Raw genomic sequence first — 16,808 nt, forward strand, 5'->3', positions numbered from 1 at the left:
CAGGTGGATCGGCTGGATTTCGGTGGGAACGGGGAGCCCGGGGAAAAGTGTTTCCCGCTGTCGCCTGCGCAGCTCGGTATCTGGTACTCCCAGCATCTGGACCCGCAGGTACCGATCAATATCGCCCAGTACGTGGAGCTGCGCGGGGAACTCGATATCGAGTTGCTCGAGCGTGCCATGGTGCACGGCTCGGAGGAGTTCGGGTCGGGCTTCTTGCGCATCGTCGAACGTGACGGTGAGCCCATGCAGATGGTGGACCACTCGCTGGACCGCACCATCTACCACGTCGACTTCACCGGCGAAGCGGATCCGGCCGCGGCCGCGCACGCGTGGATGCGCGCCGAGTACTCCGCCCCGCTGGATCTGACCCGCGACCGTCTGATCAAGACGGCCATGCTGAAGCTGGCCGATGGCCATTACTACTGGTACGCGCGTATCCACCACATCGTGCTGGACGGCTTCGGCGCGGTCACCTACCTGACCCGTGTCGCCGAGCTGTACACCGCGTTCGTGCAGGGCGTCGAGCCCGCGCCGCACAAGCTCACCGACCTGCCGACCCTGGTCGAGCAGGAATTCGCCTACCGGGACTCCAGCCGTTTCAAGGCCGACAAGGAGTACTGGGCTCAGCGGGTCGCCGGGCTCGAGGACGGCACCAGCCTGGTCGGTCGTTCCGCGCCGCCGGCCGCCCTGAACCGGGTCGCCGCGGGGGCGCTCACCGATGATCAGGCCACGCTGCTGGACGAGGCTGTGGCGCGGCACGAGTCCTCGCCGGCGGGTCTGCTCATCGCCGGTTTCGCCGCCTACCTCGCGCAGTGGACCGGTAGCGAGGATGTGATCCTCAGTCTCCCGGTGACCGCGCGTACGACCGCGATCATGCGCCGTTCCGGTGGTGCGGCGTCGAACATCGTGCCGCTGCGTCTGCGCGTCGGGCACGACACGACGGTGGCCGAGCTGCTCGAGCAGGTGACGGTCGCGGTGTCGGGTGCGCTGCGGCATCAGCGCTACCGTGCCGAGGACATTCGCCGCGACACGGCGAGCCGTGCATTGGGCAGAGCCTCGGGCGATTTCAGCGGCGGCGACGTCGGTTCCCAGTTCTTCGGTCCGTGGGTCAACGTCATGTTGTTCCACAACGAGGTCGTCCTCGGCGACATCACCGGCGAATACAGCGTTCTCTCAACCGGTTCCATCGAGGACCTGGGCGTCAACTTCTACCAGTCGGTGAAGGGCACCAGAAACCACATCGACTTCGAGACCAACCCCAATCTCTACTCCGAGGAGGAGACACGCGGCCACCACTCGCGTTTCCTGGAGTTCTTCGACCACTTCCTCGCGGCGGGCGGCGACCAGGCCGTCTGGGGCCTGCCCATCACCACCGAGTCCGAGCGGGTCCGCACCCTGCTCGACTGGAACGAGTCGGCCCACGACGTGCCGACCACCACCCTTCCGGCCTTGCTGGACAAGCAGATTCCGCTGTCCGCGGATCGCGTCGCCGTCGAGTTCGAGGGCGAGCAGCTGACCTACGCCGAGTTCGGTGAGCGCGTCAACCGCCTGGCGCGGTTCCTGATCGCCGACGGTGTCGGGCCGGAATCGCTGGTGGCCCTGGGCATGCGGCGTTCGCTGGAGCTGGTCGTCGGCATGCACGCGGTGCTGCGCGCCGGTGGCGCGTACGTGCCGATCGACCCGGATCATCCTGCCGATCGCACGGCCTACATCCTGGAGTCCGCGGGACCGGTCTGCGTGCTGACCAGCTCGCGTGACGAGCTCGAGCTGCCGGCTGAATTCGATGGCCGCTCCGCAAGCTCCGCGGCTGGCGTGCGGCGCTTGGAGATCGACACCCTCGATGTCAGCGGCTACTCCGCCGAGCCGGTGACCGATGCCGATCGCATCGCGCCGCTGCGCCCGGACAACACCGCCTACGTCATCTACACCTCGGGTTCGACCGGCCGTCCCAAGGGCGTCGCGGTCACCCATCACGCCATCGTCAACCAGGAACTGTGGATGCTCGATGAGTATCCGATGACCGAAGACGATGTGTACCTGCAGAAGACGGCGCAGACCTTCGACGTCTCGCTGTGGGGCTACTTCATGCCGCTGCTGGTGGGCGCGAAGCTGATCGTGGCGACTCCGGACGGGCACCGCGATCCGCTGTACGTGGCCGAGTTGATCGAGGGGCACGGTGTCACGGTCACCGACTTCGTGCCGTCCATGCTGACGGTGTTCGTCGCGCATGCCACGCGGGCCCAGTGTGCCTCGCTGCGCTATGTTTTCGTGATCGGTGAGGCGCTGCCGCCGGAGACCGGCGCGGGCTTCCGTGCGATCACCGACGCGGGCCTGCACAACCTGTACGGTCCGACCGAGGCCGCGGTTTCGGTGACCTACTGGGAGAACACCGCCGCCGACACCGTCACGGTGCCGATCGGTGTGCCCGAGTGGAATGTCGAAGTCTACGTTCTGGATTCGCGGCTGCGGCCCGCTGCCATCGGCGCGTCGGGTGAGCTGTACCTGGGTGGTCGGCAGCTGGCGCGCGGGTACAAGGGTCGTCCGGATCTGACCTCGGATCGCTTTGTGGCCAATCCGTTCGCGACCTCCGAGCGGATGTACCGCACCGGTGACCTGGTGCGCTGGAACGAGGCGGGCGCGCTGGAGTACATCGGCCGCACCGACTTCCAGGTCAAGTTCCGCGGTCAGCGCATCGAATTGGGCGAGATCGAGACGGTCCTGCTCGCACATCAGGCGGTCGGCCAGGCTGTGGTACTGGTGGCGGACACGACTACCGGCCATCAGCTGGCAGCGTATGTCGTCCCCGCCCAGGGGCAGTCGGTCGATCCGGTCGAGCTGACCCGTTTCATCTCAGCGGATTTGCCTGCCTACATGGTTCCGGCATCGATCATGGTGCTCGAGGAATTCCCGCTCAACACCTCGGGCAAGCTGGACCGAAAGGCGCTGCCGCAGCCGGTGTTCAGCGCGGCGGCGGACGGATATCGAGCTCCGCGCACACAAACCGAACACATTGTCACCGGCATCGTTGCTGATGTGTTGGGTCGGCAGCGTGTTGGCCTCGATGACAATTTCTTCGATCTGGGTGGCAACTCGCTGGTGGCGACTCAGGTGGTGGCACGTGTCTCGGCCGCGTTGGGTGTGCAGTTGGGTGTGCGGGCGCTGTTCGAGGCACCGACGGCGGCGGGGATCGCCTCCCGCGCCGACTCCGCGACCGCTGTCGATGCTTCTCGTCCGAGACTGATCGCGCAACCTCGCCCTGAGCGGGTGCCATTGTCGCTGGCACAGCAGCGCATGTGGTTTCTCAATCAGTTCGATCCAACTCTCCCGGCCTACAACCTGCCGTTCGTGGTACGGATGAGCGGTGGTGTCGACATCGACGCGCTGAATGCGGCGTTGCTCGATGTGGTGGAGCGACAGGAGTCGCTGCGCACGATTTTCCCCGAATCCGATACGGGTGCCTACCAAATGGTGGTGCCGATGACCGAGGTGACTGTCGTTACCGAGGTCGAGGACGTCGAGGAGGATCAACTCGGCGGTGTTTTGCGGGAGTTCGCCGGCCGCGGTTTCGATGTGGTGCGTGAGCTGCCTTTTCGGGTTCGGGTGTTTCGCATGACCGATACCGTGGCCGCGGTGCCGGAGTACGCGGTGGCGGTGGTGGTGCACCATATCGCCGCGGACGGCTACTCGTTCGGGCCACTCGCTCGAGACCTCGTGGTCGCCTACATGGCTCGCGTGAATGGTGGCGATCCGGGTTGGGTGCCACTGCCGGTGCAGTACGGGGACTTCAGTATCTGGCAGCGGGAGCTGCTGGGGTCGGAATCCGACGCCGAATCCATGTCCGCGCGCCAGATCGCTTACTGGCGTGAGGCTTTGGCAGGGCTGCCGGAGCAGCTGGATATGCCAACCGACCGTTCACGGCCGTCGGCGCAGAGCTTCCACGGCAGTCGTGTCAGTTTCGATCTTTCAGCGGAGCGGCATGCGCAACTGGCCGGGTTGGCGCGCGCTCACGGTGTTTCGCTGTTCATGGTCATGCATGCCGCATTGGCGGTGCTGCTGGCCCGACTCTCAGGTAGTAGCGACATCGCGATCGGCACCCCGGTCGCCGGGCGTGGTGAGCAGGCTCTCGACGACCTGATCGGTATGTTCGTCAATACTCTGGTATTGCGTTCGGAAGTCGATGATAGCGAACGGTTCAGCGATTTCCTTTCCCAGGTCAGGGAAGCCGACCTGACGGCGTTTGCCAACGCCGATGTCCCGTTCGAGCGGTTGGTCGAGGTCATCAACCCGGTGCGCTCGCAGGCGCGGCACCCGCTGTTTCAGGTGATGTTGTCGTTCCAGGAGATGCCGTACGGGGACCTGGAACTTGCCGGCTCTTCGACTTCGAGTGGTCCGGCGCTGTCGGTGCGGGCGCACGAGCTCGACGTGGACATCGCCAAGTTCGACCTGCTGTGGGCGTTGTCCGAACAGCACGGCCCCGCCGGCGAGCCAGCGGGCATGTCGGTGGTGGTCTCCTATGCCACCGACCTGTTCGACGCCGCCTCCGTCGCCGAGTTCGGCCGCCGGTACCTGTCCGTGCTGGATACCGTCGTCGGCGACCCCGCCACCCTGGTGCGCGATATCGAGATCGTGGACGCGGCGGAGCGGGCCACCGTGCTCGAGCACTGGAATCGCACCGCGCATGCGGTGCCCGCGATCACGACCGTGCTCGAGCATTTTGTCGAGCAGGTGCGCAATCGACCGCAGGCTATCGCGCTGACCTTCGACTCGGGTGGTGCCGCCGAGCTGGGCTCGGCGACTGAACTGACCTACGCCGAGTTCTCCTCACGTGTGAACCGACTGGCGCGCAAGCTGATCGACTGCGGTGTCGGACCCGAGAAACTGGTGGCGGTGGGCATCCGCCGCTCGATCGATACCCTGGTCGCGATCTATGCCATTGTGACCGCGGGTGGCGGATATGTGCCGATCGACCCGGATCATCCCGGCGAGCGTATCGACTATGTGCTGCGCAGCTCGGATCCGGTATGTGTCCTGACCACGCGCGCCGACGGTGTCGAAACCGGCAGCTGCCCTACCGTTTTCCTCGAGGAGGTGGAGCGGGCCGGCTATTCCGACGCTCCGGTGGGCGCCGCCGAACTGCTCGGCGTGGTGCGTCCGGAGAATACCGCCTACGTGCTCTACACCTCCGGTTCGACCGGCCGCCCCAAGGGCGTGGCCGTCAGCCACGCTGCCCTGGTGAACCAGATGTCGTGGAAGATCGCCGAATCTGGTCTGGACGACACCGATATCGCGCTGCACAAGACGCCGTTCACCTTCGACGCGTCGGTGTGGGAGCTGTTCGCCCCCTTGATGGTCGGCGCGCGGACGATCATCGCCGAGCCTGACGGCCACCGCGACGCGGTCTACCTATCGGAGGTCATCGGCCGGTACCGGGTCACGGTGACCTCGTTCGTACCATCGTTGCTGTCGGTGTTCGCGACCAGCGCTTCGGCGGCGGAATGCGTGTCGCTGCGGGCGGTTTTCGTCGGTGGTGAGGTGCTGTCGCCGACGGTCGTGAGCGCTTTCCGGCGACTGTCCACCGCGGCCGTGGTCAATCTGTACGGCCCCACCGAGTACACGGTCAATGCCACCTCGTGGCGGGTCGGTGAGGCTCTCTCCGCGAGCGTTCCGATCGGACGCCCGGTGTGGAACGCCCAGGCCTACGTCCTGGACCAGGGTCTGCGGCCGGTGCCCGCCGGGGTGCGCGGCGAGCTGTACCTGTCGGGCGCTCAGCTGTCGCGTGGCTATCAGGGTCGTGCGGATCTGACCGCGGATCGTTTCGTGGCCAATCCTTTCGGCGAGCCCGGCAGTCGGCTGTATCGCACCGGCGATCTGGTGCGTTGGATCGATCACCCGCACAGCGAGGCCGGGGTGCTGGAGTACGTCGGCCGCAGCGACTTCCAGGTGAAGTTCCGCGGCCAGCGCATCGAGCTCGGTGAGATCGAGTCGGCCCTGCTGGCGCATCGGGCGGTCCGCCAAGCGGTGGCGATGGTCGTCGACCTGGTGGCCGGTGATCAGCTGGTGGGCTATGTCGTCACCGATGACCAGGCGGATCTGGACAGTATCAAGGCATCGGTGCAGTCTCGGCTGCCCGCCTATATGGTGCCTTCGGCGTTCGTAGTGCTGGATGGCTTGCCGCTCAACGCCTCCGGCAAGCTCGATCGGCGCGCGCTGCCTGCCCCGGTCTTCGAGGTGCGCAAATTCCGGGCCCCGACTACGCCGATCGAGGAGATCGTCGCCCAGGTCTTCGGTGAGGTGCTCGGCATTGCGCGCGTCGGCGTCGACGACGACTTCTTCGATCTCGGGGGCAACTCACTGATCGCCACGCAGGTGGCCTCGCGGCTCGGGACCGCGCTCGATACCCGAGTACCGGTCCGGTTGCTTTTCGACGCCGGTACGGTTGCGGCGCTGGCCGCGCGTGTCGAATCACATGTCGGTGAGGGCACTAGCAGTGAGTTGGTGAAACGGGAACGTCCGAGCGAGGTTCCATTGTCGCTTGCGCAGCAGCGTATGTGGTTCCTCAATCGTTTCGATACCGCCTCGGCGGTGTACAACATTCCGGTGGCGATCCGCCTCTCGGGTGAGCTGGATATCGCGGCTCTGCAGGTCGCGGTGATCGATGTCATCGACCGGCACGAGTCGCTGCGTACCGTCTTCCCGGAGACCGCGCACGGCCCGGTGCAGCGGGTGCTGGATGCCGCGCAGATCGTGCCGGACCTGACGCCGGTGCCGGTCACCGAGTCGAATCTGATCGACCACCTGGTCGAGTTGGCCACCATGGCCTTCGACGTCACCGACGAAGTGCCTTTGCACGCCGCGCTTTTCGAGATCAGCGAGTCCGAGTACATCCTGGGCATGGTGGTCCACCACATCAGTGCCGATGGCTGGTCCATGGGCCCGCTGGCGCGTGATGTCATGGTCGCCTATGCCGCGCGCACCTCGTGGGAGGCCCCGGCCTGGGCGGAACTGCCGGTGCAGTATGCCGACTACGCGCTGTGGCAGCGCGAGGTGCTGGGTTCGGAGGACGATCCGGATTCGTTGATCGCCAAGCAGATCCGCTACTGGACCGACGCGCTCGCCGATTTGCCCGATGAACTGGTGCTGCCCGCTGACCGGCAGCGTCCGGCGGTGGCGAGCTATCGGGGTGGCACCTATCCGTTCGCGATTTCGGCGCAGACCCAGCGGGCGCTGGTGGATTTGGGTCGCCGCCACAATGCTTCGCTGTTCATGGTCATGCACAGCGCGCTGGCGGTGCTGTTGGCGCGGCTGTCGGGCACCTCCGATATCGCGATCGGTACCCCGGTGCACGGTCGTGGTGAGGCCGCCCTCGATGACCTGATCGGTATGTTCGTCAATACCCTGGTGTTGCGCACCGAGGTGGACGGCTCGGAGACCTTCGCCGATCTGCTGGCTCGCTCCCGCGATACCGACCTGCACGCTTTCGCACACGCGGACGTGCCGTTCGAGCGGTTGGTCGAGGTGCTCAACCCGGCTCGTTCGCAGGCGCGGCACCCGTTGTTCCAGGTCATGCTGACCTTCCAGAACACTCGGCAGGCCAGCCTGGAGCTGCTCGGTCTCTCGGTCAACGGCATCGACTACGACGCGCGGCTGGCCAAGTTCGACCTGCAGCTGACCCTGCAAGAAGCCCAGGACGACCGCGGTGAGAACGCGGGCATGTCCGCGGAAATCTCCTATGCGCTGGACCTTTTCGACGAGCCCACCATCGAGGCCTTCGTGCGGCGATTCGAGCGCGTGCTCCGGGCGATCGTTACCGAGCCAGATGCACCTGTCGGTGATATCGATCTGCTGGTCGCCGACGAGCGCACGCGTGTGCTCGATGATTGGAACGACACAGCCCATTGTTTCGAGCCCGCCACCCTGGTTTCGCTGTTCGAGGCGCAGGCTTTGACCAGCCCCGATGCGCCTGCCGTGGAGTTCGAGGGGACAGGTCTGTCCTACGCCGAGTTCTCGGCGCGAGTGCACAAGCTGGCCCGCAAGCTGGTCGGTCTGGGTGTCGGTGCGGAATCGCGTGTGGCGCTGGCGATCCGGCGGTCGCTGGATCTGGTGGTCGCCATGTACGCGGTGTTGGAGGCCGGTGGCGTGTACGTGCCGCTGGATCCGGATCAGCCCGACGAGCGCATCGACTACGTGCTCGATATCGCGCGCCCGGTCGCGATCCTGACCACCAGCCGCGACGAGTTCGTCACCGGCCGCAATGTGCCGGTGCTCGACGTCGACACGCTGAACCTGGACGCCTACTCCGACGCTGTGATCACCGATGCCGAACGGGGCGGGGCGATCCGGCCCGAGCACACCGCGTACGTGATCTTCACGTCCGGTTCGACCGGCCGCCCCAAGGGTGTGGCCGTCGAGCACGGTGCGATCGTGAACCGTCTGCTGTGGATGCAGCACGAGTACCCGATCGACGCGAACGATGCTGTGCTGCAGAAGACTCCGGCGACATTCGACGTGTCGGTGTGGGAGTTCTTCTGGCCGTTGCAGACCGGTGCGCGCCTGGTCGTGGCCAAGCCGGACGGGCACCGCGACCCGGTCTACCTGGCTCAGGTCATCGCCGAGACGGGCATCACCACCACGCACTTCGTACCGTCGATGCTCTCGGTGTTCGTCGCCGAGGAGAGTGCCGCCGAATGCAGGTCGCTACGTCAGGTGTTCGCCTCCGGTGAGGCGCTGCCCGCGCCGACCGCGCAGAAGCTGCGCGAGCTGACCGGAGCCCGCCTGCACAACCTGTACGGTCCGACCGAGGCCGCGGTCGACGTCACCTACCACGAAGTCACCGACACAGATCTCACCGTCGTGCCGATCGGCCGCCCGGTCTTCAATACCCGCCTCTACGTCCTCGACTCACGCCTCAATCTCGTCGCACCAGGCGTCGCAGGTGAGCTCTACCTGTCCGGTAAACAGCTCGCCACTGGTTACATCACACGACCCGAGCTCACCGCAGATCGATTCGTAGCCAATCCCTTTGGGCACGGCGAACGACTTTATCGCACGGGCGACCTGGCCAAATGGAACCGTGACGGTGAGATCGAATACCTGGGCCGCACCGACTTCCAGGTGAAGCTGCGCGGTCTGCGCATCGAGCTCGGCGAGATCGAGGCCGCGCTGCTGGCGCAGCCGGCCATCGCCCAGTCCGTGGTGGTCGTGCGCACCGACGCGCACGCCGGTGACCAGCTGGTCGGCTATGTGGTGCGCGAGCCCGAGGCCGTCGTGGACATCGACGCGGTCAAGGCCGCGCTGAGCGGCTCGCTGCCCGCCTACATGGTCCCGGCCGCGCTCGTGGTGCTCGACGCGTTCCCGGTCAACGCCTCCGGCAAGCTGGACCGTAAGGCGCTGCCCGCTCCGGTCTTCGAGGCCAAGCGTTTCCGCGCCCCCTCGACCCCGATCGAGGAGATCATCGCGCAGATCTTCGCCGATCTGCTCGGCGTCGAGCGCGTCGGCGTGGACGACGACTTCTTCGAGCTGGGCGGCAACTCGCTGGTCGCCACCCAGGTCGTGGCCCGCCTCGCCGCCGCGCTGAACGCCGAGATCGGCGTGCGCGTGCTGTTCGAGGCCCCGACCGTGGCCGCGCTGGCCGCCCGCGTCGAGTCGCACGCGGGAACCGGTGTGCGCCAGGCCCTCACGGTGCGGTCCCGGCCGGAGTACCCGCCGCTATCGCTGGCGCAGCAGCGGATGTGGTTCCTCAACCGGTTCGATCCGGAATCGGCCGCCAACAACATCCCGGCCGCCGTACGGCTGTCCGGCGCACTGGATCTCGACGCCATGCGGGGCGCGATCGCCGATGTGATAGCCCGCCACGAGTCGCTGCGCACCATCTACCCGTCGCACGAGGGCGTCGCCTACCAGAAGGTGCTGCCGACGGGCCGTGCCGTGCCCGAGCTCGAGATCATGGACGTCACCGAAGGCGAACTGCCTGGCGTGGTAGCCGAGTTCGTTGGTCGTGGCTTCGACGTGACGAGTGAATTGCCGGTTCGTCTGCGCCTGCTGCGTGTGGATTCCTCCGAGCACGTGCTGGTGCTGGCGGCTCATCACATCGCCATCGACGGCTTCTCGATACGGCCGCTGGTGCGCGATTTGGTTGCCGGCTATGCCGCGGCTGCGATGGGTGTCGAGCCGGGTTGGGCACCGCTCGAGGTCCAGTACATCGATTACGCCTTGTGGCAGCGAGAGACACTCGGATCAGAAAACGACGAGCTTTCGTTGATTTCCCAGCAGCTCGACTACTGGCGTGATGCGCTGGCCGGAATCCCCGACGAGCTGCGGCTGTCGACGCGTCCGCGTCCAGCCGTTGCGTCCAATCGTGCGGGGCTGCTGCGGTTCCGTGTGCCCGGCGAGACGATCGATGCCTTGAACGAGCTCGCGCATGCGGAGGGCGCGACCCTGTTCATGGTGGTGCAGACCGCTTTTGCGGTGCTGCTGTCGCGTTTGAGTGGCACCGCGGACATCGCGGTCGGCACGCCGATTGCCGGGCGTGGTGAGCAGGCTCTCGACGATCTGGTCGGCATGTTCGTCAACACGTTGGTGTTGAGGACGACTGTCGACCCGGGGGAGCGGTTCACCGGTCTGCTGGAGCAAGTTCGTGCCGGGGATCTGAACGCGTTCGCGCATGCCGACGTGCCGTTCGAGCGGGTGGTCGAGATGGTCAACCCGGTGCGCTCGCAGGGACGCCATCCGCTGTTCCAAGTGATGCTGTCGTTCCAGAATCTGGGTCACACCGAGCTGAGATTGCCGGATCTGACGGTCAGCGAGGTCGAGATCGACTATCAGACAGCGAAATTCGATCTTCAGCTGTCACTGGTGGACGACGACGGCGCGGGCATGTCTGCCGAATTGGTGTTCGCCACCGATCTCTTCGATACTCAGTTCGCGGATGGGTTCGCGCAGCGATTGCTGCATCTGTTGACAGCGGTGGCCGCGGATCCGGCTACGCGCGTGGGCGATCTGCCGCTGATGGATGATGCCGAGCAGGCGCTGGTGCTCGAGGTCTGGAACGAGACCAAGTACCCGATCGATGCGATCTTGCCGAGGGTGTCCGGGAATTCCGCCGCGACACTGGGATCGTTGTTCGAGGCACAGGTAGCCCTGACTCCCGAAGCGACGGCTATCACCTACGAGGGTACGAATCTGTCCTACGCCCAGTTCGCGGATCGGGTGCGCAGACTCGCACGCTGGCTGATCGCTGCGGGTGTCGGACCCGAGGCCTCGGTGGCGGTGAGCATGCATCGGTCCATCGACCTGGTGGTCTCGATGTATGCGATCAGCGTCGCGGGCGGTGTGTTCGTGCCCTTGGATCCCGAGCACCCGGCCGAGCGCACCCGATACGTTCTCGAGACTGCCCAGCCAGTCTGCGTGTTGACTTCTGCGGATGGCCTGAAAGATGTCGACTGGCCCCTTGTTCGGATCGATGAGCTGGATCTGTCGAGTCGTTCCGGTGCCGTAGTGACCGATGTTGACCGATTGGCGTCGCTGCGGCCGAGCAATACCGCGTACATGATCTTCACATCCGGTTCGACGGGTCGCCCCAAGGGCGTGGCCGTGAGTCATCAGGCCATCACGAATCAACTGGTGTGGATGAATGCCCAATTCGGTCTCGCTGCTGACGATGTGGTGCTGCAGAAGACACCGGTGAGTTTCGATGCATCCTTGGGTGAGTTCTTCTGGCCCTTGCAGGTCGGCGCGCGAATGGTCGTCGCCAAGCCTGACGGACATCGCGACCCGGTGTACTTGGCACGGTTGATCGCGGCCGAAGGGGTCACCGTCACGCAGTTCGTACCCTCGATGCTGCAACAGTTCATCGCCGTGGGACAAGCACCGGAAGCTCATTCCCTGCGTGTGGTATTCGCCGGCGGCGAGAGTCTTCCTGCCGTAGCTGCCCAGAGGTTCCGTGCGCTGACCGGCGCGCGCCTGTACAACATGTACGGTCCGACGGAAACAACGATTGACGTGACCTTCCACGAGGTCACCGACGCGGACATCGCCTCGGTGCCGATCGGCGCACCGCACTTCAATACCCAGGCCTATGTGCTGGATTCGCGGCTGCGGCCGGTTCCGGCGGGTGTCGCGGGTGAGCTGTACCTGGCGGGCGATCAGCTCGCCACCGGGTACGTGGCTCGCCCGGACCTGAGCGCGGATCGCTTCGTGGCCAACCCGTTCGGCGACGGCAAGCGCATGTACCGCACCGGCGACCTCGTCGTCTGGACGCGCGATGGTGAGCTGGAGTATCGAGGTCGCATCGATTTCCAGGTCAAGCTGCGCGGTCTGCGCATCGAGCTGGGCGAGATCGAGGCGGCGCTGATCGCGCAGCCGTCGGTCGCGCAGGCGGTCGTGGTCATGCGCCACGACGAGCGCACCGGTGATCAGCTGGTGGCCTACCTCATCGCGGCCGACGGTCAGCTGGATGTCGAGCGCGTGCGCGACGCGGTCGCCGAACAGCTGCCGGCCTACATGGTTCCGGCGGCCTTCATGGTGCTGGACGCCTTCCCGCTCAATGCCTCCGGCAAGCTGGACCGCAAGCAGCTGCCCGCCCCGACCTTCGCGGTCCGCGCGGTCCGCGAACCGGTCACGCCGGTGCAGCAGACGGTCGCCGGCACCATCGCCGATGTACTCGGCCTGGACCGGGTCGGCCTGGACGACGACTTCTTCGAGCTCGGCGGCAACTCGCTCATCGCCACCCAGGTGATCGCGCGCCTGTCCGCCGCCCTCGACGCCGACATCCCGCTGCGCACGCTGTTCGAGGCCACCACGGTGGCTTCCCTTGCCGCGCACCTGGAATCGCGCGTCGGCACCGGCGCCCGCGCGGCGCTGGTCGCGCAGGAGCGCCCGGAGCTGGTGCCGCTGTCGCTGGCCCAGCAGCGCATGTGGTTCCTGAACCGCTTCGACAACCGCACCGCCGTGAACAACATCCCGGTGGCGCTGAAGCTCACCGGCACTGTGGATCTGGATGCCTTCCGGGCCGCGATCGGCGATGTCGTCGCCCGCCACGAGTCGCTGCGCACCGTCTACCCCGAGGTCGAGGGTGACGGCTACCAGCGCGTCCTGCCGATGTCCGAGGTCGAGTTCGAGGTGCGCACTGAGACGGTGAGCGCCCAAGACGTAGTCGCACGGATCATCCGGCTGGCGAGCGTCCACTTCGACGTCACCCGCGAGGTGCCGTTCCGGGCCACGGTATTGAAACTCGGAGTGGACGAGTACGTCGTGGTGCTGGTGCTGCATCACATCAGCGCGGACGGCGTCTCGCTGCGCCCGTTGCTGCGGGATGTGGTGGCCGCCTACCTGTCCCGCGCTACCGGCGAGGCTCCGGCCTGGTCGCCACTGCCGGTGCAGTACGCGGATTACACGCTGTGGCAGCGCGAGATCCTCGGCGCGGAAACCGATTCCGAGTCGATCGCTGCTCAGCAGATCGCCTACTGGAGCGCCCAGCTGGCCGATCTGCCCGAGCAGATCGAGCTGCCCGCCGATCGGCCGCGGCCGGAGATCGCGACCAATGCCGGTGGCACCTATGACTTCTCGATCGACGCCGAGCTGCACCGCGCCCTGACCGGTGTGGCCCGCGAGCATGACGTCACCTTGTTCATGCTGGTTCACGCCGCCCTGGCGACCTGGGCCGCGCGCCTGTCCCGCGCGACCGATATCGCCATCGGCACTCCGATCGCGGGCCGCGGTGAACGCGCGCTGGACGATCTGGTCGGCATGTTCGTCAACACGCTGGTGCTGCGCAGCGAGGTGCGCCTGGACGCGGCGTTCCGCGACCTGCTCGCCCAGGTGCGCCGCACCGACCTGGCCGCTTTCGCGCATGCCGACGTGCCGTTCGAGCGGCTGGTGGACGTGCTCAGCCCGGTTCGTTCGCAGGCGCATCACCCGCTGTTCCAGGTGGCGCTGACCTTCGAAGCCGCGAGCGCGAAGGACGCGCAGGCTGTCTCGCTGGAGGGGCTGGATCTCGAGGTCGTCGAATTCGATCCGGGCACCGCCAAGTTCGACGTGCAGCTGACCGTGAGCGAGCGCGCCGACGGCTCGCTGGGCTTGTCGTGGAACTACGCGTCGGACCTGTTCGACGTCGAGACCGTCATCTCCTTCGCCGAGCGGCTGGTGCGCATCCTGCGCGCGGTCGCCGAGGATCCGGGCGCGCTGCTCGGGGATATCGATCTGCTCGGTGAGGGCGAGCGCCACGATGTGGCCGAGCACTGGGTCTCCGCGGGCGACGACATCGGTGACTCCGACGCCACCCTGTCGAGCGTGTTCGACGCGGCCGTGGCCGCTCACCCCGAGCAGATCGCGGTGCGCTTCGGCGACGAGGAACTCACCTACACCGAGCTGGACCGGCGCGCGAATGTGCTGGCGCGCAGGCTGATCAGCGAGGGCGCGGGCCTCGAACAGCTGGTCGCGGTGCTGCTGCCGCGCTCGGCCGACCTGGTGGTGGCGCTGCTGGCGGTGATCAAGACCGGTGCGGGTTACGTGCCGATCGATCCGAGCTACCCGGCCGATCGCATCGCCTTCCTACTGGAGGATTGCCGTCCCACCAGCGTGATCACCGATTCCACGGTGCAGGTAGAGCTTCCCGCCGAGCTGAACACGGTGCTGCTGGACGGCTACTCCCTGGAGGCAGGTGACGTCGAGGACGCGGCGGATTCCCCGGTCACCGATGCCGACCGCAGCGCGCCGCTGCATCCGGATCACGTCGCCTACGTCATCTACACCTCCGGTTCGACCGGCCGCCCCAAGGGCGTCGCCGTGGCGCACCGAAACGTGGTGCGCCTCATGGCGAACACGGATCGCGAGTTCGGTTTCGGCCCCGACGACGTGTGGACGCTGTTCCACTCCTACGCCTTCGACTTCTCGGTATGGGAGCTGTGGGGCCCACTGCTCTACGGCGGCACTCTGGTGGTTGTCGACTACTACACCTCCCGCTCGCCCGAGCAGTTCCTGGAACTGCTGCGCCGCGAACGGGTCACGGTGCTCAACCAAACCCCGTCGGCGTTCTACCAGCTCGCCGAGGCCGACCGCATCGCGGCCGCGGGCGACCAGCAGTCTTTGGCGCTGCGCTACGTGGTCTTCGGTGGTGAGGCGCTAGAGCTGCGTCGCCTCTCGGATTGGATTGCCCGTCACGGTGATTCGTCGCCGTACCTGGTGAACATGTACGGCATCACCGAGACCACCGTGCACGTGTCCGTGCGTGTCCTGGATGCCGACACCATTGCCGCCGCTACCGGTTCGGTGGTGGGCCGGGCCATCGCGGGTCTGCGCGTGTATGTCCTCGACGACCGCCTGCACCCGGTGCCGGTGGGTGTCGCGGGCGAAATGTATGTGGCCGGACCGCAGTTGGCGCGCGGCTACCTGGGTCGTCCCGACCTGTCCGCGACTCGCTTCGTGGCCAGCCCGTTCGGTACGCCGGGCGAGCGGCTGTACCGCTCGGGTGACGTGGCGCGCTGGAACCGCTTCGGCGAGCTCGAATACCTGGGTCGCGCCGACGATCAGGTCAAGGTGCGCGGTTTCCGTATCGAGCTCGGCGAGATCGAGTCGGCCGTGCTGGCCCAGCCGGGCGTGGCGCAGGCCGCGGTCATCGTGCGCGAGGACCAGCCGGGCGATCAGCGCATCGTGGCCTATGTGGTGCCCGAGGCCGGCGTCGCGCCGGGCGTGGACGCGGTCCGTGACGGCGCAGGCGAACTGCTGCCGTCGTACATGGTCCCGTCGGCGATTGTGGTGCTGGACCGGATTCCGTTGACCGTCAACGGCAAGCTGGATCGTCGGGCGCTCCCGGCTCCGGCGTTGCAGGCCCGTGCTTTCCGCGCGCCGGAGACCCCGACGCAGGAGACCGTCGCGGCCGTCTTCGCCGAGGTGCTCGGTCTGGAGCGGGTCGGTCTGGACGACGATTTCTTCGATCTGGGCGGTAACTCGCTCATCGCGACCCGGGTGGTGTCGCGCATCGGTGCGGCCTTGGACACCACGGTCGCGGTGCGCACGCTGTTCGAGGCGACCACGGTCGAGGCCCTTGCGGCCCGCATCGAATCGCACGCCGATGGTGCTTCGCGCGCCAAGCTGGTGGCCCGCACCCGGACTGCCGGTGAGCTGGTGCCGCTGTCGTTCGCGCAGCAGCGCATGTGGTTCCTGAACCAGTACGACACCTCCTCGGCGGCCTACAACCTGCCGCTGGCGATTCGCCTGACCGGTGAACTCGACACCGCCGCACTGGAACTCGCGGTCGCGGACGTGGTCCGCCGGCACGAGTCGCTGCGCACCCGCTACCCCGAGCACGGCGGCACGCCCATCCAGGTGGTGGTCCCGGCCGAGGAAGTCGCGCTCGATCTGCGCCCGGTTGCCGTGGCGGTCGAGGATCTGGCAGCCACGGTCACAGCGTTCGCGGCACTGGGCTTCAACGTCGCGGAGCAGGTCCCGTTACGCGCCCGCCTCTTCCGGGTCGCCCCACCCCGTCGGTCCGGCGCGCTTTCGGTCGGAATCCACTCGGATGGTGTGGATCTCGGCCACAAGCATGCCGGGATGACGGAGGAAGTCGCCCTCTCGGAGGCGCACGAACATGTGTTGATCGTCGTGGTTCACCACATCGCCGGTGACGGTTTCTCCATGTCGCCGCTGGCTCGCGACGTCATGGTCGCCTACACCGCGCGCAACCAGGGCGCGGTCCCGGGCTGGGCCCCGCTGGCCGTCCAGTACGCCGACTTCGCTGTCTGGCAGCGCGAAGTGCTGGGCTCCGAAGAGGACTCGTCCTCGATCATGGCCCGCCAGGTGGCCTATTGGCAGCG

General features: G+C 66.7%; 1 protein-coding gene. It reads left to right on the forward strand.

Annotated elements, in window-relative coordinates:
* Positions 1-3 precede the first annotated feature (3 nt).
* Positions 4-16,808, forward strand: a 16,805-nt coding sequence (locus tag ACFXHE_RS36080) for a non-ribosomal peptide synthase/polyketide synthase (protein ID WP_379389150.1), incomplete at its 3' end; no start/stop codon positions are given.

Source organism: Nocardia sp. NPDC059229 (assembly GCF_042754165.1).
GTDB lineage: Bacteria > Actinomycetota > Actinomycetes > Mycobacteriales > Mycobacteriaceae > Nocardia.